The sequence below is a fragment of the Chthoniobacter flavus Ellin428 genome (genome assembly GCF_000173075.1).
GTDB lineage: Bacteria > Verrucomicrobiota > Verrucomicrobiia > Chthoniobacterales > Chthoniobacteraceae > Chthoniobacter > Chthoniobacter flavus.
Window position 1 is genome coordinate 399,604 of sequence record NZ_ABVL01000001.1, and the last position, 20,981, is coordinate 420,584.

The following is a 20,981-nucleotide window of genomic DNA, read 5'->3' on the forward strand; positions in this document are numbered from 1 at the left end:
AATGATGCCACCATCTCCTGCCACCGGTCCGGCCGCACCGAAAGCGATCAGCTATCCCGCCGTTAACGCCCGAACGTGGACCCTGCCGAATGGCCTGGGGCTCATCGTCCAGGAAGACCACAGCGCGCCGGTCGCCAGCGTGCAGGCGTGGATTGAGACGGGGAGCATCCATGAAGGTCAGCATCTCGGCGCCGGGCTCTCGCATTTGCTCGAGCACATGCTCTTCAAGGGCACCCCGACGCGCGGGGCCAGCGCTTTTGCCCAGAGCATCCAGGATGCGGGTGGTTACATCAATGCCTACACCTCGTTTGAGCGGACCGTCTACTGGATCGATATCCCGGCCAAAGGCGTTCCGGTCGCGCTCGATCTGCTGTCCGATGCGGTGATGAATTCCACCCTGCCCGTGGAAGAATACATCAAGGAGCAGGAAGTCATCCGGCGCGAATTCGCCATGGGGATGGACGATCCCGACCGCATGAGCAGCCAGGCGCTCTTCGCCACGGCCTTCTACGAGCATCCCTGCCGGCATCCGATCATCGGCTACCTCGATGTCTTCAATGCCCTGCAGCGCGACGAGGTGATGGCCTATTACAAGAGCCGCTACGTGCCGAACAATATGTTCTTCGTGGTGGTGGGCGACGTGAATGCCGACGAAGTGCACGCCAAGTTGGCCGAGCTCTTCGCTCCGCATCCGCGGCGCGGTTTGCCGTCGACCTACATTCCCACGGAGCCGCCGCAGCTCGGGAAACGCGTGTCGCACACCGAATTTCCGACCGAACTCACCCGCTTGCATCTCGCCTGGCACATCCCGCCGACGTCGCATCCGGATATCCCGGCGCTCGACGTGGCCGCCGTGGTTCTCGGCAGTGGACGCAGCTCGCATCTCTACAAGTCCCTGCGCGAGGATCTCGCCATCGTCCATTCCGCGGATGCCTGGTGTTACGCGCTCATGCACGGCGGATTATTTGGCGTCGATGCCGTGCTCGATCCGGGGAAGCGCGAACAGGTCGAGCGCGAGGTGCTGGCGCTCCTCGATCAACTGCGCGTCTCGGGCGTTACCGCCCAGGAGCTCACCAAGGCAAAAAAAGCCTCGCTGAGTCATCAACTTCAGTCCGTGACCACCATGCGCGGTCGCGCGGCCGATCTCGGCTCGAACTGGCTGATTGCGCGCAATCTCGATTTTTCGCGTGATTACCTGGATGCGATCCAGCGTGTGACCTCGGAGGACATCCAGCGCGTGCTCGCGACTTACATCGTCGACCGGAACATGTCGCTCGTCTCGCTCAATCCGCCCGGTTCTCTTGCCGCGGCCAAGGCGGCCGATGCGGCGATCAGTGCCGGCGAGATCCAGAAGTTCGAGCTCTCGAATGGCCTGCGGCTCCTCGTCCGTGAAGATCACCGCCTGCCGCTGGTCTCGTTCAATGCTTCCTTCAAGGCCGGCCTGCTCGCTGAGACGGCGGCGAACAACGGCCTCACGCGCCTGCTTTCCAAGGTGATCCTCAAGGGGACCAAAACGCGCACCGCCGGCCAGATTGCCGACGAAATCGAGGACATGGGAGGGGTCATCGGCAGTGATGCGGGCAACAACAGCGTGAATGTTTCGGCCCGGGTCATGCAGCCGGATTTCCGTGCCGGTCTGGAGATCTTCGCGGATATCCTTTGCCACGCGACCATGCCTGAAAAGGCGGTCAGCCGCGAAAAAGAAGCCCAGCTCGCCGCGATCAAGAGCGAGGAAGAAGAGATGACCGTGGTCGCGCGCAATCTGCTGCGCGAGGAGTTGTTCGGCGCGCATCCCTACGGTCTGCGCGCGTCCGGCACGCCGGAGTCCGTGGCCAGCCTCACTCCCGATGTCCTGCGCGCGTTTCGCGATCGCCACATCGTGGCGCGCAATGGTGTGCTCTCCATCTTTGGTGATGTGCAGGCCGAGGAAGTGCGGAAGGCCGTCGAGGAATTGTTCGCCTCGTTGCCCGCTGGGGAACCGGCGCTGGTTTCGGTTGCGGAGCCTCCGAGACTGGCGGCGTCGCGCGAAGTCGAGGAGATCAAGGACAAGGAGCAGGCCGTGCTCATGGTCGGCTTTCCGGGCACGGATTTGTTCGATGACGATAACGCCGCGCTGGAAATCATCGATGAAGCCTGCAGCGATCTCGGCTCGCGGCTCTTCCTGCGCATCCGCGAGGAAATGGGTCTCGCGTATTTCGTTGGCAGCAGCCAGATGAGCGGTCTCGCCCGCGGGATGTTTGGATTCTATCTCGGCACCGACCCGACGAAACTGGCCGACGTGAAAGCCGCCTTGAACGAAGAAATCGCCAAGCTCGCCGAGCTCGGCCTCGCGCCCGAGGAACTCGCCCGGGCGAAGGAGAAATACATCGGCCAGCAGGAAATCCGCAATCAGAGCAACCAGGCTTTCGCCTTTCAGGCCGCGCTCAACGAACTCTACGGCCTCGGCCACAGCTACCATCTCGAACAACGCCGTCAGATCGAAGCGTTGACCGTCGAGCAGGTTCAGGCCATCGCACGCAAATATTTTACCCAGCCCGCCATCACCGCCATCGTGCGGCCGAAAGAGTAGGTGCGACTGTCGCCTTTGGAGCGGGGGTCTATGCTCGTCGGCGGATAGGAGGAATGGGAAGAATAGGAATGATAGGATCCCATGGCTCCTATTCCTCCTATGGCCTCCGGCGATCATAGACCGCCGTCACAAGTCGCTGCGCCGGCGGAAATAGCTTTCGAGACATTCCGGGATCGGAGAAACTCCTCCGCATGCCTTCCTTCGACATCGTCTCGGAAATCGACAAACAGGAAATCGATAACGCCATCAATCAGGCCGTGAAAGAGCTGGCTACGCGGTTCGACTTCAAGGGGAGCACCGCGACCATCGAGTGGAATGCCAAGGACTCGAAGATCGAGCTGAAAGCCGAGGACGGCTCGCGGCTCAAGTCGTTGCATGACATTGTCACCGGCAAGCTTGCCAGGCGTGGGGTCGATCTCCGCAACGTCGATCGCCAGGATCCCGCGATCTCGCCACTCGGGCATGCCACGCAGGATTTCGTCATCAAGCAGGGCCTGGATGGCGACAAGGCGAAGGAGATCGTGAAGGCGATCAAGGACCAGACTTTCAAGGTGCAGAGCGCGTTGCAGGATCGGCAGATTCGCGTGACCGGAAAGAAGAGAGATGAGCTGCAGGAAGTCATCGCCTTCCTCCGCAGCCGCGATTTCGACGTCACCCTCGGCTTCAAAAATTTCCGCGACTAGGCGGTCGCTTTCTGCGCGCACGACGAAACGGAGTGTGCTCCCGCGCGCAGATTTCCTGTCCAAAATTCTCACCATCGGACTAACCCTGTCGTCTCCACTGCCTTTCATGAAACGATTCCTATTTTCTCTCGCACTGGCCCTCTCGTTCTCGCTGCACGCCGAGGAGCCGCTGGAGATCAGCGGTATTTATCCGGGCCTCGCTTCGTTCAATAAAAACGGCGAATGCGGTATCGGCGCGGTCGTCCCTTGGGCAGGCAAACTGTGGTGGATTACTTACCCGCCGCATCTCACGCACGGCAGCAACGACAAGCTCTACTCGTTGTCACCGGACATGAAGACGCTGGAGATGGCGAAGGAGAGCGTCGGCGGCACGCACGCCGACCGCATGATTCACAAGGAATCGAACCAGCTCATCATCGGCCCGTATTTCATCGACGCCGAGGGTCACGTGCGCGCGGTGGATGTGAAGACGCAGCTCATCGGCCGCATGACCGCGGTGGCGCGGCATCTCACCGATCCGGAGAATCTCGTTTATTTCTACGACATGGAGGGCGCGCTCTATGAAGTGAATGTCCATACGCTCGAGGTAAAGAAGCTCTTCAGCAAGCCGGTACCCGGCTGGCATGGCAAAGGCGCTTACACCGCACAAGGACGGCTGGTTATCGCCAACAACGGCGAGGAACCCGTCGGCGGCATCAAGATTGAAAACCTCGCCGAGTTGCCGCCGAAGACGCCGGAAGATCGCGGTGTGCTCGCGGAATACAACGGCAAGGACTGGCGCATCATCCAGCGCCGGCAATTTACCGACGTCACCGGCCCCGGCGGTATTTACGGTTCGCCGGATGACAAGGCGCCGCTCTGGACCATCGGCTGGGACAAACGCAGCGTGGTGCTCAAGCTTCTCGACGGCGGCGAATGGTTCACCTTCCGCCTGCCAAAAGGCTCGCTGGCCTTCGATCCCTGGCATGGCTGGTATACGGAGTGGCCGCGCATTCGTGAGGTGAACGACGGCAAGTTCCTCATGGACATGCACGCGCAGTTCTTCAATTTCCCGCCTACCTTTTCGCACGCGAACACCGCGGGCATTCGCCCGATCGCCACGCACCTGCGCTATGTCCCGGACTTCTGCGCGTGGGGCGACAAACTGGTCGTCGCCAGCGACGATACGAGCATCATGCGCAACCCGCTCGCCGGGCAATCGCAGTCGAACCTGTGGTTCGGCAAACTCGACGATTTGAAGACGTGGGGGACCCTCCGCGGGGTGGGGTGGGGTGTGGGTGGATGATCCGGTGAAAGCCGGCGAGCCCAGCGATCCGTTCCAATTTGCCGGCTGGCAAAATCGCAGCCTGCACCTGGCCAACGACGGCGACGCGGCGGTGAAATTCACCATCGAAGCCGATGCCAATGGCAAAGGCACGTGGCAGCCGCTGGAGACGATCTCAGTGCCCGCGCACGGCAGCGCCCATCGGGAATTCCCGGCCGAGACCAGCGCCGAGTGGGTGCGGCTCAAGACCGACGTCGATACCAAGGCGACCGCTTATTTCCACTGCTCGAATCCGAATCCGCATCCGGCCTCGACCGCCACGCCGCAGATCGACCCCGCGAAATCCGCGCTGCTCCGTCCGGCAAAGGGCAATCGCAATCTCCAGGTCGTCACGCCCGATGGCTATTATGAAGTCGATGAGACGCTGAACCTCGCGTCGACGGACCAGCCCGAGGAAGTGAAGAAGGTCATGCCGGATTTGAAGATCCCCGTGGCCGCGACCGTGGATGCTGCGTCGGTGATCGTCACCGATCATCTCGGCCGTCGCTGGCGTTTGCCGAAGACGGATGCCGCGTATGATGCGCCGGCCACACCGTTGCGCGCGGTGCGCGAAGTGGAGAGCGAGCGCTTCCTCGGCAACATCCATGGCATCCTTTACGAAATCCCGCGCGCTACGGGCAAAGGCGATCTCGACCCGCCGGATTTCCAGAAGATGAAACCGCTCGCCACGCATCGTTCCGCGTTGGTGGATTACTGCACGTGGCGTGGGTTGCTCGTGATGTCGGGCGGCGCCGCCGTGCCGGGTGCGGGCCGCGTGATCACGTCGGCGGATGGCAAGGTCTCGCTGTGGTTCGGCAAGACCGATGACCTCTGGCGTTTCGGCAAAGCCGTCGGTGAAGGCGGTCCATGGAAAGACACGGACGTCCGCGCCGATGCCCCGAGTGAGCCGTATCTCATGACGAACTTCGACAAGAAGTCCGTGTCGCTGTCGCACAACGGCAGCAAGCCGGTGACCTTCAAAATCGAAGTCGATGCCGTGGCCAACGGCGAGTGGCACGAATACACGAAGCTCACTGTCCAGCCCGGCGAAACGCTCAAGCATGAATTCCCGCCGGGCTTTGGTGCCCATTGGGTCCGCGTCCGCACGGATGCCGATGTGAAAGCCACGGCGACGTTCCATTACGAGTAAAGGCAGGCACGCGATGCGGTAGGCAGTGTTTTCGGGTTCGGAAACAGAACCTAAAATAAATCGCGGGTGTCGTCGGTGGAATCAGCCGGAAGGCTAAACCCCACTCAACGGCACCCGCGTGTCCGTTAGTCAGTCGGCGCGTTTCGCTCGCGATATTGCTGACAACTTACTTCCCGATCTTCCCCTGGATGCTCTCCGCCATCGAGAGATGCTCCTTCAGCGTGGGCAGCAACTTGTTCGCGAGGTTTTTCACATCGGTGTCTTTCGCCTCGTTCGCTTCCTTCTCAAAGGCCTCGATGTCTTTTTTGTGATCCTTGATCTGGTCATCGATCCAGGCCTTGTCGAAATCGCCGCCAGTCTTCGCGTCGAGCGACTTGCCTTTCGACTGGTCCTTGAGCGACGTCCCGCCCTCCACGCCCACCTTCTTCGAATCCGCCATGGCTTTCAGTTCGTTGTTGGCTTGCGTATGGTCGGTAACCAGTTTCTCGGCAAATGCTTTGACGTCGGGGTTGGCGGTCTTCTGCTCCGCCATTTGCGCACTTTGGATTTCGGTGACTCCGCCCTTGTAGGAGTCTTCCAGGAACGACTTGTCCGTATGGTTCAGCGGAGAGTCATCAGCAGACGCCGCGGGAATGAGGGTGACGCTGGCGGCCAGAGCCACCGCGCTCGACAGGAGGATACGTGGTAGAATTGTTTTCATAGGATTTTGAATCGGTCTTCTCTCTGTGTTCGAGAGCCGCGGATGAGGTGGAGCTCTGACTGAAGCATCCGGGGCGCAGGAGATTGTGCAGCAGTCTCCAAAACATCCGTGAAGCCCCCGGGTCGCGTTGCCATTGGAAAAGAGATACACACACCATGCTCTATTTCCTTTTAGTTATATTTGCCTACGGCACCTGCTGTTATGCGTTGACTGCTGCGGCGGCCGAAGAAAGCGAACGCCGGTAATGCCGGGCGTTGCGCTCCCCTCGAGCCGCGACGCAGCCCTGTCCGCAAATCAGCGGCGGTTCTCGGCGACCTCGCCCAGCGCGGATCCGCGCGAATGCCTCTGGGCAAAGGGATTGTTGTCTCCGTAAAGCAGCCACGGGCCGTTGGGCACTTCGTGCGTGTCCACGAATTTCCAATCCGTGACGTCCGTGCTTTGCAGTCCGAGATAATCGCGCACCGCGGGTGACACATCGAGACCGGCGCCGCCATTGAGATTCGGCTTCGGCCGATCCATGCCGAAGACGTACTGCCAGTGGTCCGTGCGGAAGGGGCCGCAATCGCTCCACTGCGCATAAGCCACGCGGCCTGAGCGGCCGCGAATTTCCACCCAACGATCGCGGCACACCGACTGTCCTTCCTTGCGAAACGCTTCGCGGAACCAGGGGATGGCGACCCGGGCTTCCGGCTTCGTGGTGCCGCGGGTCACGTCGTTGTAGGGCAACGCGACGTAGAATGGATTTTGTCGCGGAGTGAAATTCACCGGCAGGAAATTGCGCCGCGCCTCGGGATTCGGATTGTCGAAGCCCCCATAGCTCTGGGTCCAATGCGCGTCCCACGAACTCGAACAGTTCGGCGTGAAATTATTGCCGCCCACCGGTTCGCCAATCCAGAAAACGGTGGTGACGATTCCCGCCTTCCAGGGATAACGATCGGCCCTCGTTCCGCCGTGGGCTGGAGGAAGAGCGGGCCGTGCCGTTTCGAGCGGATGCGTATCCGCTATTTCCAGATCGGCGCGTTTCGACATCGCGACCACGACCTCGGCGTGCTTCGACGACGGGGTCGGCTTCGGGGCCGGAGACGGGGCGGAGTGATTTTCCGCCACGCGCATCTCGGAAGTGCGCTTCGCTTCGGCGATGCTTTCGGTGTGAGCAGTGGACGCTTTGGATTTCCCCGAAGGTGTCTCGGTCGCGTGCGATTCGGAGTGATGCTTCGCCCTCGCCACGTTCTCTTCGTGGTGCGCCTTTTCCGTAGCTTTGCCGCTAGGGGTGGACACTGCGGGTGAATGCGCCTCGGCGATTTTAGGCGCTGGAGAAGATGCCGCCTTGGCCGGCGCAGCTTCGCTCTTGTGCATATCCGCCGTACGAGCCTCTTTCGGCGGCACTTCCGCAGTCGCACTCGCCGCAGCTGGCGCCGCGTCGTTGAAACGGACGCCGAGGTTTCGCGTCTCGGCAAAATGTTTCCCCGAGGGAGTCGGCGCCGGCGTGGTGGATGACGCCCCGGCTGGCGCCGTCGCACTCAGCCATTGCAAGCGCCTGGCGGCGTCCTGTGATGAAAGCGCGCTGTCCTGCCCGGCGGTCTGAGCCGACAGATGCACCTGACTGAAAAGCGCCACAGCCAGGCAAAAGAAAAAACAAGACCCTCTAGTTGGTTGGATTTCCATTTCGGGGCGCTGCATCGCCTAATGCAGGAAGCCCCGATGCGTAAAGGAGATTCCACGTTGCTTCTGGGAGGGCCGTCGTGGAAAAATCGAAATGTGTCGACGATCAACTGCGGCCGCGGTGCTATCGAACACCACGCGAAACGGTTCATGCGGTCACGTCCGTTTTACGAGGCGTGCCATCCACGGCACACGCCCACGCAGGATCTACTTCATCGAGTGCAGGCCGATCATGTTTCCCTCCGTATCCACGACGAGGGAAATGAACCCATGCTCGCCGATGGACGATTTCTTTTTCTGGATGCGCCCGCCGTTTTTCTCGGCGAGCTCCGCGCCCGCTCCGCAATCCTCCACCGGGAAATAAATGATCACCCCACCGACGCCGGAATCCTTGCCCTCCATCTTCACCAGCGCGCCGGTACAGCCGGGGGCTTGATGATCCATCGGCCAGGCCCACATCTCCACGCCCGGACCACCGAGGCTTTCCAGTTTCACAGTGAAGGTCTTTTCATAAAACGCCTTCGCGCGATTCACGTCCTGAACGTAAATCTCGAACCATCCAACAGGGTTGTGCTTTTCGCTCATGTCGTGCCTATCGCCGCCCGCCGTCGCGGCGGCTGTATGCATTCGCCATCGTCACAGCATTGTTACGATTCGGACGCAGTCTGGCCTGCGTCTTGCCGGACGCGTTCGAGTCGTTGCGGTGCAGAGGCAGGCTGTCCCGGAGGGACAAAGGAATTTAGCCGGGGGTACAGCGAGCTTGCGAGCGACACCCCGGAACACGCCCCCACACGGATGCGCCCCGGAGGTGGCGCGGGATTCCTTCGCTAGGCGGGAGATTCCTCCGCCCTTTCAGGGCGGGCCCGTGGAGGGGCGCAGTTCCGGTGGCTGCGCCTGTTCGCTTGAAGCTCACGGGCTTGCACACCGGCTAAATTCCGTTGTCCCTCCGGGACAGTCTGCTGCTTCGCCAAATCTGACTCGATGGCACCAACTAGGATATGGGTAAAGATCAGCTCACTGAGCTCGGCTACCGCCGCCGTTATTTCTTCGCCGCCGCGGCGTCGGGCAATTTGCCGGATTGCCAGGCGATGAAATGCCAGTGGCCTTTTTCCTCGCGCCACACACCGAGGAAGACGAGCACCATCTCCGCGCTGTCCGCCTTGCCCACCTTCACACGCGCGCGGCCGGTCATGAGGGCGATGCCCGGCGCCGGAAAGCTGAAGCTGCGCTCCTGGTATTCCCACGAGACATACTTGAGTTTTCCGCCGGTCAGCGCGTCGATGTAAGACGCCTTCGTGTCCACGGCACCGCTGGAATGTGAATAGTGAAGATCGTCGGAATAAATGGCCTCGAGTCGCGCGCGATCGCCGGCCAGCGTGGCCGCCACGCGTTCGTCGTCCGCTGTTTGCAAGGCGGGCGTGCGCGGGTCATCCGCGGCATGCAGGGGAAGGAGCGTGAAGGCGAAAAGGGCGAGGAGAGGAAGCAGGAGGGATTTCATGACGGCGAGTTGTATAATGGAAGAGATTGGACGTTGGCGAATCCTCCGTGCGAAATGACCTCACAAAGCGTTTTCAAAATTGGTGATGGGAAAAATTGACCGCGGATTACGGATTTCACGGACGAGTCTCATGCGTTCTTACAATCCGTGAAATCCGTAATCCGTGGTTAATCATCCAGTCAGGGCAAGTTCGGCGGTATTCGGAATTAATGATGCTTATAGGATTGTTTCGCGCGGGACGAAGGGAGGGCCGCTCGCCCCGCCCGGTGCACGCAAAGAGCTTCTGCCTTGCGATCCTTCCGCGTAATCTTACCGCTCTCATGAAAGTTCGCGGACGTTTTCTTCCTTCATGGTTCCTGCTCGGATGGGTGCCGGTGTTATTCAGTGGTTGCTTGCTCGTGCCGCATTCGAGGGGACACACCGAGCATCATCACGCCTTCATTGATTACTGGCCGAAAGAAGCCCACAAGCCGGGGCTGAAGCTGGCGGTGAAGGACAACATCGACATGCGCGGTGTGGTGACCACGGCGGGCTCGGAATATCTGGCGAAGAACAATCCGCCGGCGAAGGCGGATGCGCAGTGCCTGGCGATCGCCCGGGCGCGCGGGGTGCCGATCGTGGGCAAGACGAACTTGAGTGAGTTCGCGGTCGCGCCATCCGGCTTCAATGAATATTACGGCACGCCGAAGAGTCCACTGAGTCATATGCATCGGTTGATCCCGGGCGGTTCTTCGTGTGGTTCGGCAGTGGCCGTGGCGCGAGGTTATGCGGATGTCTCTTTCGGCACGGATACTGCGGGCTCGGTGCGGGTGCCGGCGGCGTGTTGCGGCGTGGTGGGACTCAAGACGACCTTCGGACTGGTGTCGCTGCACGGCGTGGTGCCGGTCGAACCGAAGCATTTGGACACCGTCGGGCCGATTGGCAAGAACGTCGAAGATACCGCCAAGGGCATGGATCTGCTCGAAGCGGGATTTGCCGGAAAATATGCGGCGGCGAAGGCCGCCAAGCCGGCGGGGCGGGACATTCGCGTGGGGCGCCTGTATCTCAAGGGGACGAGCTCGGGCGTGGACAAGGCGGTGGATGCGGCGCTGCAGAAGGCGGGTTTCAAAGTGGTGCCGCTGGATGAGAGATTCCGGGAAAAATGGGACCAGGCGAAAAAGGATGGCAACACCATGGCGGCCGCGGGCGTGTGGCTTAGTGAGGGGCCTTACCTGACCAGGAACGGGGTGAGCGCCCGCACCAAGGCGACGATTCTCGTGGGCCGGGTGCAATATCCGCTCGCCTACCGGCGCGCGCTGGCCCGTCGCGAGGAATGGCAGGAGGCGCTGCGTCACGCTTTCCATAAGGTGGACTTCATTGCGTTGCCTACACTGCAGTCGACGCCGCCAGGGATTCCGCCGAATCTGAAGATCGGTCTCCTGGAGATCTTCATGCTCGATTTTCAAAACACCGTGGCCGTGAATTTTGCCGGGAATCCGGCGCTCGCGGTGCCGGTGCCTCTGGCGCACACGAATGTGCGGTTAACCAGTTTGCAGCTTATCGCGCCGCCGAAAAAGGAGGCGGAATTGCTCAACGCCGGACGGCTCGTTGAACAGGCAGTGAAGCCGCGTAAATGAAAAAGAATTCAGCAAAGTCCACCTTGCGAAGTGCGCGCGAACTGCCATGGGTATCATTAAGCCCTTAAGCCCTCTTGAAAATTATGCGTCGTGCCATTCTTTTTAGTACTATTATCGCCGCCTCGGGTTTGTTCTTTGTTGGCAAAAGCAAGGCCTCGGATTCAGCGGACGAATTGATCCGGAAAGGCGATGTTTATTACGCCAAACTTCAGCCCTCTGAGGCGCTGAAGTTTTATCTTCCTGCCGAAAAGCTGGAGCCTAACAACCCGCAACTGCTGGTGCGCATCGCCCGGCAGTATCGCCACCTCATGAGCGAGGCGTTGGCGAAGGAAAAGAAGCAGGAATTTTGCACGACAGCCGTGGAGTATGCGCAACGTGCGGCGACGCTGTCGCCGAACGATCCGGACACGCAGCTCGCGGTGGCGATCGGCTATGGCAAGTTGTTGCCCTTCGTAAGCACGAAGGAACAGATCGCTGATTCCCGGCTGATCAAGTGCGCGGTGGACAAGGTGATTTCGCTCGATGCGAACAACGATCTCGCATGGCAGATTTTGGGGCGCTGGTATTTGGCGCTGGCAGACGTGAGCGGGGTGAAGCGTGCGCTGGCCCAGATGGCGTACGGAAAGTTGCCGCCGGCCAAATACGAAGACGCGGTGCGGTGCTTTGAAAAGGCGATCGAACTCAATCCCAACCGGCTCATGCATTACATCGAGCTCGGGCGGACTTACGTGCAGATGGGAAAGTTCGACGAGGCGAGGAAGTTTATCGGCAAAGGGCTGTCGATGCCTAATACGGAAAAGGACGATCCGGAGACGAAGGCGATGGGGCGTCAGCTGCTCGCTAAATTGCAGTAGGCTTTTCGGTTTAGTTGGCCGCACGAGATAAAGCGCGAGCGCTCCATTCCGTGCGAATAACTAAACTAGATTGAAAGTGCTGCTGTTAGCGGCCGAAGCCCCCGGCAGCTTATCCGTGAGGCTGCCGTCGATGTAGAGGTGGTGCCAGAGCTGGGTCGCGACCACGGCGGCGAGACCGCCTTCGACGGATAGACGTGGCAGCGAACGGGGACGCAATTGGCGATAGGCCTGGCGCCAATGACGGACCGATGCCGCATCGAAATAGCCAGTCTTGCGGAGCGACTCTTCGCTGACCAGGTCCGCAATGTAAGGTGGCTCGGGATCCATGTGGAAGCTGTCGAGCGGCGCCTGGAAGATGACCTTTCCGCGCCGGTAGACCGACGGCGGCACCCAACGTTCGGCAAGCAACCGCAGGATATGTTTGTCGCGGAAGCCGCGGAGTTTCCACTGCACGGGATCCAGCTTCGCGAGGAAGTTGAAGACCTCTTCGTCGAGAAAAGGGTAACGCACTTCCACCGAGGAGTGCATCGCCACGCGATCTCCTTTCGCTTGCAGCAAATGACCGGCGAGCGTCACCCGGCCGGCAATCCAGATGCCGCGGTTGAGCGGGTGCCAGCGCTTGGAGCGCTCGAGCGGAATCTGCAGATCAGCCCAGGGATTGGCCTGCTCACGCACGGCGTGCATGGATTCGGAATAAAAGCGCAGCTTCGAGAGCGTAATAATGCCATAGGCATCGATCCACGCACTCGGGCCACCGATCGTCGCTTCGACGCGGTGGCGGAATTCGCGCTCATATTGCGGCACGTTGTTGAGCCGCAGATAGCCGCGCCGCACGATGTCGCTCAGCCCGGGGATGACGTTGAGCGAGTCGAGGATCTTCGCCACTTTGTACCACGGATAGCCGATCATCCATTCATCGGCGCCTTCACCGGTGAGCACGACCTTTTGGTCGTTCTGATGGACGCGTCGCGCCAGCATGAGGAGCGCGGCGCAGGAGGTATCAACGACCGGCGCCTCGGCCGCTCGGAGCAATTCCGGGTAGGTGTCGATGGCATCCTGCGCGCGGAATTCTTGGACGATCGGCGGCTTGGTTTTGATGTGCCGCGCCACGAGATTCGCGGCGTCGAGTTCATCCATCTCCGGCGCATCCACGCGGATCGTGTAGGTATTGATCGACGAGCCTTTCAGATGGCAGGCCAGCGCGGCGATCATGCTCGAATCCACGCCACCGGAGAGATACGAGCCGACCGGTACGTCCGCTTTCAAACGCATGTCCACGGAGCGGAGCATTACCTCCTCGAAAGCGTCAACGAGCTTCTTCGGATCCTGCCCGCGCTCCTCGTCGCCCATGTCGGGAAAATCCATCGCCCAATAGGCGCGTTCGTTGATCTCCGCGGTGTGTCCATTCCGAGCGCCGGTGATATCGAGGAAATGGCCGGCGCGCAGCAGTTGCACGCCTTCGAAGCAGGTGATCGGGCCGGGCAGCGCGGCGAAGCTGAAGATGTGATCGATGCCGCGTCGATCCGGCCGCGCCGGCACCATGCCCGAGGCGAGCAACGCCTTGATTTCCGAAGCGAAGAGCAGCCAGTCGCCCTGCCGCGTCCAGTAAAGCGGGCAGATGCCAAAGCGATCGCGCCCGAGTTGCAGTCGGCGCTCTTTTTCATCCCATACGGCGATGGCAAACTGACCTCGCAATCGCTCCCACATGCCTGCCTGATTCTCCTCCCACAGGTGGGGGATGACTTCCGTATCGCAATGCTTGATGAGGCGATGGCCGCGCGCTTCGAGCTCGGCGCGCTTGGCGAGATGATCGAACAACTCGCCATTGAAAATCGCGGTGACGCTGCGGTCTTCATTCACGACTGGCTGCTGGCCATCGGCGAGACCCACAATGCTGAGTCGTCGCATGCCGAGGCCAACACCGGCGCCGAAGTAATAGCCTTCTTCATCGGGGCCGCGGTGAAGAATCGCGCGCGTCATCCGGCGCACCACTTCCTCCGGTACTGGTCGTTGATCAGAGAGGTCGAAAATTCCTGCGATGCCGCACATGCTTTTGTCGTTTAATCGGATGCCCCAGCCTTGGCGACCGGTTTCTTTTGCCGGGCAGGTGCAGTTTTCCGGCCCCTGGACGCATCGATGATTTCAGCCTTCGTAAAAAATTACACGCGAATGGCGGGTCGGTGACGATATCTCTAAGTTCCGGGGGGAACCGAAGCCCCGTCCCCGACCGCGAACGGTGGGGGCGGGGCCTTCGAGAACTTTGTCGAAGGTCAACTCGCGCTGGCTGTAGCCATGGGCACGAAATGTTGTCGGATCGATTCGAAGTGCGGTCGCAGGAAGGTCGCTGCATCCATTCTGCCGGAGGTGACGGCGGCAGCGCCACTCGCGGTGAAGGCGTGAAGGTCAGCGACCCCCATGAAACCGAAGATCGCGCGCAGGTAGGGTTCGACAAAATCGCACGCCGCCAGGGACGTGCCGGGCTGATACACGCCGCCGGTGGAGATCACGAAGGTGGCGCGTTTGTTTTTCAGCAAGCCGGTGGGGAGACCATCGACGTAGGCGAAGGTCTCGCCCACGCGCACGATCTGGTCGATCCACAGCCGGAGGCTCGCTGCGATGGTGAAATTATGCATCGGTACGCCGATCACATATTCGTCGGCCGCTTGCAGCTCCGCGACGAGCGTATCCGAAATACGGAGTAACTCGCGTTGCTCCGCCGTGCGGGATACTTCTGGCGTGAAGGATGCGTTGATCCATTCGCCGGTGAGGAGCGGAAGATCGCTGCCGGACAGATCGCGCCGCCGGATCGCTCCCTCGGGATTGGCCCGCTTCCACTGGGTGACGTATTCGGCGGTCAGTTGCCGGGAAATCGACATCGCGCGGCGCGGGCTGGAGTCGATGTGCAGCAGGGTGGGGCGCGAGGTCATCGCGATGCCTTTCCAGTGCCGACCATGAACCGCCCGCCCAGCAGCGGCCGGACTTCCACCGATGAATAAGCCGCCGCCGGATGCCGCGCCGCCCATTCGAGAGCCGTCTCCAGGTCCGGCACATCGATGATCCCGACGCCCGCGAGGAATTCCTTCGTCTCCGCATACGGCCCATCATGGACCTGACGTTTGCCTTCACGCACGGTCACAGTTGTCGCCTTCACCGGCGATTCGAGACCCGCGCCGCCGACGAAAATGCCCGCCGCCATGAGCGCCTCGCCGTAAGCCCGTCCGGCGGCGAGTGCGGTCGTGTCGTTGCGGCGGTCGAAGTGTTCCTGGGATTGATGAACGAGGAGTGCGAATTGCATAGTGATGGAGTGTTTGAATTCGAACCGGGGATCATTCCGCGGCTCATGAGAATGTCGTCCGAGGAGGAGGCAGTTCGACATTTTCGGATTATTTTCGAACGGCCGGGATGAAGGGCGGCGATCTGATGTATTCCCGTTAATTCATAACCCCCATTTATATGCACAGGGAGATATACAAATTCCGGTCGACTCCAGTCTTCATTTTACGGTTGTCGCCCCGATATTTTTCTAGTGGAATTCCCCGAGGTTTCTCTGTATCCGCGCGCTTTCACGTAGACGCAGCCCCAAGACGACTTACGATAAATGATAAACGCGGCTTGACGGGGGTATCTCTGCCATCGGTCAATTGCCGTCCGGTCCCATTCCGGCCCTTTACTCAAACTCATGTCCAAAGACCGTATCGCAATCATTGGAGTCGGCTGTCGATTCCCCGGAGGCATCAACACCCCTGACGCCCTCTGGAAACTATTGGTGGAAGGCCGGGAGGCGGTCAGTGACGTGCCCCCGGACCGGTGGAATGTCGCCCGCTTTTTCGACGCCGAGCCCGGCATCGTCGGCAAATCGATCGCCCGCCGCGGTGGCTTTATCGACGGCATCGACCAATTTGACCCGCAGTTTTTCGGCATCTCGCCGCGCGAAGCTCCCTACGTCGACCCGCAGCACCGTCTCCTCCTGGAGACCGCGTGGGAAGCCATCGAAGACGCCGGCATCGTGCTCGATTTCGAAAAGGGCACTGACATCGGCGTGTTCGTCGGCATTTCGCACAACGACTATCACACCATCCAGGCCACGCCTTCGGATTCCGCGGGCATCACCCCGCACTCGCCCACGGGCACGGCACACAGCATCGCCGCGAATCGTATTTCCTACTGCCTGAATCTCACCGGCCCGAGCGTGGCCATGGACACCGCGTGTTCCTCGGCGATCACCGCGCTGCATGCCGCCTGTGAGCACATTTGGGGTGGCCACGGCGACGTCGCCATGGCTGGCGGTGTCACGGTGATGATCACGCCCGGCGGCTTCATCGGCTTTTCCCAAGCCTCGATGCTCTCGCCCGATGGCAAGTGCAAGGCCTTCGACGCCGCCGCGAACGGGTTCGTCCGCGGCGAAGGCGCCGGCATGATCCTGCTGAAAAAGCTTTCGCAAGCGATCGCCGACGGCGACCCGATTCACGGTGTGATCGTCGCGACCGCGCTGAATCAGGACGGCCACACCAATGGCATGATGCTGCCCAGCCCCGACGCGCAAGCGCGACTGGTCAAAGACGCCTGCAAAATCGCGGGCATTGATCCGCTGCAGATCCGTTTCGTGGAAGCGCACGGCACGGGCACCGCGGTGGGCGATCCCATCGAGGCCCACGCCCTCGCGGAAGCGCTCTGCGCGAACCGTCCGGCGGACGAACCGCTGACCATCGGTTCGGTGAAGACCAATCTCGGCCACCTGGAGACGGCCGCCGGCGTCGCCGGTGTCGTCAAGGCGATGCTCGTGCTCAAGCGCAAGCAGATCCCGGCGAATCTCCATTTCGAAACGCCGAACCCGAACATCGATTTCGAGAAGCTGCGCCTGCGCGTGAATACCACGCTGGAGCCGTTGCCCGAGGCGAAAGGCCCGCGCCTGGCCGGCGTCAATTCCTTCGGCTTCGGCGGCGCCAACGCCCACGTCATTCTCGAGGAACCGCCGCAGCGCCCGCACCCGGAGCATCATGAAAAGCCGGTCGAGCGCCCGTGGCCGATCGTCCTTTCCGCGCGCTCGGAAAAAGCGCTTCGCACCTATGCCGGTACCTTCGCCAAGTGGCTGGAGGAACGTTCGCACGCCAATGGCGACGCGCCGCTGTTGCCCGACCTCGTCTACTCGCTTGGCGCACGCCGCAATCACCACGCGCATCGCCTGACCCTGGCGACGAGTTCGATGACCGAACTCATCCGCGAACTCGAAGGCTTCGCCACCGAGCAGGAGAGCCTGAAAATTCGCACCGCCTTCACGCCGCGCCGCGAGACCGCGCCGCGCATCGCCTTCGTCATGAGCGGGCAGGGGCCGCAATGGTGGGGCATGGGCCGCGAACTCATGCGCCACGAGCCGGTCTTCCGCCAGATGATGGAGCGTTGCGCCGCGGCGATGAAGCCCTACGCGCGTTTCTCGTTGCTCGAGGAACTCGGTCGCAGCGAGGAGACCTCGCAGATGAGCCGCACGGAAATCGCCCAGCCAGCCATCTTCGCCATGCAAGTGGCGCTGGCCGCGCTGTGGAAATCGTGGGGCGTGGAACCGGCGGCCATCGTCGGCCACAGCGTCGGCGAAATCGCCGCCGCTTGCGTCGCGGGCATCTTCAGCGTCGAGGAAGGCGCACGCGTCATCGTGTTGCGCTCGCGTTTCATGGATGGCTGCGCCCGTGGCGAAGGCACCATGCTCGCCGTCGGTTTGCCGGAGGAAGAAGTTCGCGCCCTGATCGCGCGGCACGACCGCACCGTGACCATCGCCGCCATCAACGGCCCGCGTTCGCTGACCCTCGCCGGTCCGCGCCTTTCGCTGGAGGCGATGCTCGCCGAACTCGAACCGCAAGGCGTCTTCGCGCGCCTCGTCAAGGTCGATCATCCTTTCCATCACCCGCTCATGCGCCCGGCTTCCGAGGAGCTCGAGCAGGCCATCGCCGATCTGAAACCGCAGACGGAGACGACGCCCTTCTTCAGCACGGTGACCGGCGGTCGCTGTTCCGGTGAAGAGTGCCAGGCGCTCCACTGGGGCCAGGGCGTACGCCAGCCGGTGCTTTTCGCGCCGGCGGTCAATGCCATCGCCGAATTCGGCGTGGACGTGTGGCTGGAACTCGGTGCGCATCCCGCGCTCGTGCACTCCCTTCAGGAATGTCTCGCCGCCCGTGGCGGCACGAAGCCGCCGGTGCTTTCGTCGGTGCGCCGCGAGCGCGAACACGAATCGCTGCTCGAAACCGTCCTCGACCTGCATCGCGTCGCGGTACCGCTGAATTTCGCGGGCATGACGCCTTCCCGCCGCCTGCTCGCCATGCCCGCCTACGCGTGGGACAAGAGCCGCTGGTGGAATGAATCCAACGATTGGCGCGACGGCCGTCTCGCCGCCGGTGGACGCGGCCTGCTCGATGCGCGCCTCGCGCACTCCACGCCGACCTGGACCGCGCGGCTCGACAACCGCCACATGGCCTTCCTCAAGGACCACAAGGTGGACAGTCACGTCATCTTCCCCGCTGCCGGTTTCGTGGACATGGTCCTCGAAGCGGGCGTGCAACTTTTCGAAGGCCGCCCCTTCGTCGTGGAAGACTTCGAGATTCGCAAACCGCTCATCCTGCCGGACCCGGCCTCGGGCGTGTATCTCGAGCTCACCTACGAGCCGAACGATCGCACTTTCGCCATCCAGAGCCGCTTCGAGCAGAGTTCCAGTTGGTCGCTGCATGTGGTGGGTTCGATCCGCGGTGAACGCACCGAATCGCCTTTCGCCTCGACCACCTACGACGGCCATGCCGCCAAGGGAGTCGAACCGGTGGAAGTCGAAGGCTTCTACCGCTACATGAGCGACCTGGGCCTGCGCTATGGCGAGGAATTCCGTCCGATCCGCGAACTCGCGGCCGGTGCCGGACATTCATCGGGCCGCGTCACGCTTTCCGAAGCCTCCGCGACGCGCGCCAGCGAGTTTCCGTTGCATCCTGTGCTCTTCGACGGTGCGCTGCAGACCTTCTCAGCGGGTGCCGCGACGATCGAAGACCGCCGTTCGCGCATGAAGCTGCCGGTGCGTTTTGCCCGCATCCTTTTCCTGCGCTCACCCGGTGCCTCCACCCGCGTGCAGGCCAATGTCCTGCAGTGCAACACGGAGTTTGTCGAAGGCCGCATCGGACTCTATGACGAAGCCGGCCAGCCCTGCGTGCTGGTCGATGGCTTCCGCGCGATCAGCGTCACGGGCGTGCGCCGTTCCGGTGCCCCCGGTGGGACGCGCGATGTCATCTATCACGTGGATTGGCAGCGCACCGCTTCTTCGTCGCGTGCGTCGCTTCCGCCCGTCGCGCTCCAGCAATTGCACGGCGTTGCCGAGCATGCGCTCGAGGAAGTGGTTTCAACGCGTGGTCGCAAGGAACTCGAAGCGGCGATGTACGCCGGCGACGATCTTGCCGTGGCTCTGCTCGCTCAAGGGCTCAGCCAGATGGGCGTTACGGCCGGTGCGGCGATCAGCGCGCAATCCCTACGCGTGGCGGCGACCATGCACCTGGCCTTCGAGCGCCTCATGCTGGGCCTCGTGAAGCACGGTCTTTTCGAGAAAACGGCCACCGGTTGGACGGCGACGCCGAAATTCACCAAGGCCGCCGAATCCGCGCAGAAGACCCTGCGTGGCTACATCGCGCAGCATTCCGGTCATTTGCCGGAAGCGTTGCTCTGCGTGGGCAATTGTCACGATCTCGGCCCGATCCTGCGGGGCGAGAAGGACGCGGTGCAGGTGCTCTTCGCCGGTGCCGGTGCGGAATTGCTCGATCAATTCTACGGCGACGGCCTCTATACCAGCCAATGGTTGACCGCCATCGCGGCGGCGGTGCGCGAAGCCGCGCGCCAGTTGCCCGAGGGACGTGGCCTGCGCATCCTCGAAGTCGGCGGCGGAACGGCGGGCCTGGCCTCGCATGTGCTGCCGCTGCTCGAACGCGGCCTGCACACGTATACGTTTACCGATGTCTCGCCGGGCTTCTTCCCCGGCGCGCTGGGCAAACTCGCCGCTTTCCCCGAAGTGGAATGCAAGGTGTTCGATCTCGAAAAATCGGGCACCGAGCAGGGCTTCGAGGCGGGCTCGTTTGATTTCATCATCGGCACCAATGTGCTCCACGCGGTGAGCGACGTGCGCGCCACGCTGGGCTACCTGCGCGAATTGCTCGTGCCGGGTGGCAGCCTGGGCTTCATGGACACGGCGACGCCGCAGCTCTGGACCGAGGCCGTCTTCGGCCTGACCAGCGGTTGGTGGCGTTTCACCGACCGTGACCTGCGTCCCGAACAACCGCTCATGGAGCGCCGGCAATGGGAAAACGTCCTGCTCGAAGTCGGCTTCAGCGAAACCGCTTCGCTGCCGGGTCTCGTGGGTCCGACCGGTGGTGAAGGCCAGTTCTGCATGTTTGCTCGCCAGGCTTGGGAGCCGGCGACGACGGAAGCCGCTGTCGCCCTTGAGGCGCCGGCGGAGAAGTCGTGGCTCATCTTTGCCGACGAAGGCGGATTGGGTGAGCAACTCGCCGCGCAATTGCGCACGGTGGGCGCGCGTTGCCGCATCGCTCACAAAGCGCACGAATTCGCCACCACGGGCATCGATACCTTTACCCTGCGGGCGGAGGAGCCGGAAGATTGGTCGCGCCTGCTCAAGGCCTGCGCCGATCCGCAACCGGAGCGCATCGTCTATCTGTGGAATCTCGATGCCACGGAAGTGAGCTCCGAGGATCCGCTGATGGGCACGGATGCGCTGCTGCATCTCGCCCAGGCACTCGAGGCCATCTATCCCGCGGCCAAGCTGCGCATTGATTCCATCACGCGCGGCGCCCAACCCGTCGGCCGCGAAGCCTCCGCCACGGCGGTGGCGCAAGCGCCGGCCGTCGGCCTGCTGCGTGTCATCCTCAACGAATACACGAACCTCGCCTGCCGCGGCATCGATCTGCCGCCGGTGGC

Annotated in this window: 13 protein-coding genes and 1 pseudogene; 7 read left to right on the plus strand and 7 right to left on the minus strand. The window is 62.0% G+C overall.

Going from position 1 to position 20,981, the window contains the following annotated elements; translation table 11 throughout:
• Nucleotide 1 precedes the first annotated feature (1 nt).
• The 4 genes from CFE428DRAFT_RS01640 to CFE428DRAFT_RS32785 all read left to right on the plus strand — a co-directional run bounded on the left by CFE428DRAFT_RS01640 (nt 2) and on the right by CFE428DRAFT_RS32785 (nt 5,705).
• Nucleotides 2–2,569: a M16 family metallopeptidase gene (locus tag CFE428DRAFT_RS01640; protein WP_006977675.1), complete on the plus strand. Its 2,568-nt coding sequence runs from the start codon at nt 2–4 to the stop codon at nt 2,567–2,569.
• Nucleotides 2,570–2,760: 191 nt separating this feature from the next.
• Entirely contained in the window at nt 2,761–3,252 is a 492-nt protein-coding gene (locus tag CFE428DRAFT_RS01645) for a YajQ family cyclic di-GMP-binding protein (RefSeq protein WP_006977677.1), read from the plus strand.
• A gap of 106 nt (nt 3,253–3,358) precedes the next feature.
• Nucleotides 3,359–4,537 (plus strand): hypothetical protein, encoded by a 1,179-nt coding sequence (locus tag CFE428DRAFT_RS32780; RefSeq protein WP_006977678.1) that lies wholly within the window; start codon nt 3,359–3,361, stop codon nt 4,535–4,537.
• Nucleotides 4,538–4,541: 4 nt separating this feature from the next.
• Nucleotides 4,542–5,705 carry a hypothetical protein gene (locus CFE428DRAFT_RS32785; protein ID WP_157447403.1) on the plus strand — a complete coding sequence of 388 codons (1,164 nt, stop codon included), beginning with the start codon at nt 4,542–4,544 and terminating at the stop codon, nt 5,703–5,705.
• 166 nt (nt 5,706–5,871) lie between these two features.
• On the opposite strand, the gene CFE428DRAFT_RS01655 is transcribed toward CFE428DRAFT_RS32785, so the two are convergent.
• The 4 genes from CFE428DRAFT_RS01655 to CFE428DRAFT_RS01670 form a co-directional block, all read right to left on the minus strand.
• A complete protein-coding gene (locus CFE428DRAFT_RS01655) occupies nt 5,872–6,405 on the minus strand; it encodes a DUF4142 domain-containing protein (protein ID WP_006977680.1) in 534 nt (177 codons plus the stop codon).
• Between the two features lie 294 nt (nt 6,406–6,699).
• A complete protein-coding gene (locus tag CFE428DRAFT_RS38370; protein WP_049975513.1) occupies nt 6,700–8,022 on the minus strand; it encodes a hypothetical protein in 1,323 nt (440 codons plus the stop codon).
• Nucleotides 8,023–8,274: 252 nt separating this feature from the next.
• A complete protein-coding gene (locus CFE428DRAFT_RS01665) occupies nt 8,275–8,694 on the minus strand; it encodes a VOC family protein (RefSeq protein ID WP_006977682.1) in 420 nt (139 codons plus the stop codon).
• Between the two features lie 412 nt (nt 8,695–9,106).
• Entirely contained in the window at nt 9,107–9,565 is a 459-nt protein-coding gene (locus CFE428DRAFT_RS01670; protein WP_006977683.1) for a nuclear transport factor 2 family protein, read from the minus strand.
• A 320-nt stretch (nt 9,566–9,885) separates the two neighbouring features.
• On the opposite strand from CFE428DRAFT_RS01670, the gene CFE428DRAFT_RS01675 reads away from it, so the two are divergent.
• The gene (locus CFE428DRAFT_RS01675) at nt 9,886–11,181 is read left to right on the plus strand and encodes an amidase (RefSeq protein WP_006977684.1); all 1,296 of its coding nucleotides are present in this window, start codon (nt 9,886–9,888) and stop codon (nt 11,179–11,181) included.
• 83 nt (nt 11,182–11,264) lie between these two features.
• A complete protein-coding gene (locus CFE428DRAFT_RS01680; protein WP_006977685.1) occupies nt 11,265–12,035 on the plus strand; it encodes a tetratricopeptide repeat protein in 771 nt (256 codons plus the stop codon).
• A 60-nt stretch (nt 12,036–12,095) separates the two neighbouring features.
• Here CFE428DRAFT_RS01680 and asnB read toward each other — a convergent pair whose 3' ends face one another.
• The 3 genes from asnB to CFE428DRAFT_RS01695 all read right to left on the minus strand — a co-directional run bounded on the left by asnB (nt 12,096) and on the right by CFE428DRAFT_RS01695 (nt 15,330).
• A complete protein-coding gene (asnB, locus tag CFE428DRAFT_RS01685; RefSeq protein ID WP_042724198.1) occupies nt 12,096–14,084 on the minus strand; it encodes an asparagine synthase (glutamine-hydrolyzing) in 1,989 nt (662 codons plus the stop codon).
• 221 nt (nt 14,085–14,305) lie between these two features.
• Complete coding sequence (locus CFE428DRAFT_RS01690) at nt 14,306–14,962, minus strand: FMN-dependent NADH-azoreductase (RefSeq protein ID WP_006977687.1); 657 nt, start codon at nt 14,960–14,962, stop codon at nt 14,306–14,308.
• A complete protein-coding gene (locus CFE428DRAFT_RS01695; protein WP_006977688.1) occupies nt 14,959–15,330 on the minus strand; it encodes a YciI family protein in 372 nt (123 codons plus the stop codon). The genes CFE428DRAFT_RS01690 and CFE428DRAFT_RS01695 overlap by 4 nt, the downstream gene beginning before the upstream one ends.
• Nucleotides 15,331–15,714: 384 nt before the next feature.
• Between CFE428DRAFT_RS01695 and CFE428DRAFT_RS39445 the strand changes: the two are divergent.
• Nucleotides 15,715–20,625, plus strand: a pseudogene (locus tag CFE428DRAFT_RS39445) (beta-ketoacyl synthase N-terminal-like domain-containing protein); the annotation flags it as partial.
• Nucleotides 20,626–20,981 lie beyond the last annotated feature (356 nt).

Bases quoted from the DNA above. Each gene is read 5' to 3' on its own strand.
- CFE428DRAFT_RS01695 (WP_006977688.1), bottom strand. From the start codon at position 15,330: ATGCAATTCGCACTCCTCGTTCATCAATCCCAGGAACACTTCGACCGC.
- CFE428DRAFT_RS01675 (WP_006977684.1), top strand. From the start codon at position 9,886: ATGAAAGTTCGCGGACGTTTTCTTCCTTCATGGTTCCTGCTCGGATGG.
- CFE428DRAFT_RS01690 (WP_006977687.1), bottom strand. From the start codon at position 14,962: ATGACCTCGCGCCCCACCCTGCTGCACATCGACTCCAGCCCGCGCCGC.
- CFE428DRAFT_RS32780 (WP_006977678.1), top strand. From the start codon at position 3,359: ATGAAACGATTCCTATTTTCTCTCGCACTGGCCCTCTCGTTCTCGCTG.
- CFE428DRAFT_RS01680 (WP_006977685.1), top strand. From the start codon at position 11,265: ATGCGTCGTGCCATTCTTTTTAGTACTATTATCGCCGCCTCGGGTTTG.
- CFE428DRAFT_RS01655 (WP_006977680.1), bottom strand. From the start codon at position 6,405: ATGAAAACAATTCTACCACGTATCCTCCTGTCGAGCGCGGTGGCTCTG.
- asnB (WP_042724198.1), bottom strand. From the start codon at position 14,084: ATGTGCGGCATCGCAGGAATTTTCGACCTCTCTGATCAACGACCAGTA.
- CFE428DRAFT_RS01645 (WP_006977677.1), top strand. From the start codon at position 2,761: ATGCCTTCCTTCGACATCGTCTCGGAAATCGACAAACAGGAAATCGAT.
- CFE428DRAFT_RS01640 (WP_006977675.1), top strand. From the start codon at position 2: ATGATGCCACCATCTCCTGCCACCGGTCCGGCCGCACCGAAAGCGATC.
- CFE428DRAFT_RS01665 (WP_006977682.1), bottom strand. From the start codon at position 8,694: ATGCATACAGCCGCCGCGACGGCGGGCGGCGATAGGCACGACATGAGC.
- CFE428DRAFT_RS01670 (WP_006977683.1), bottom strand. From the start codon at position 9,565: ATGAAATCCCTCCTGCTTCCTCTCCTCGCCCTTTTCGCCTTCACGCTC.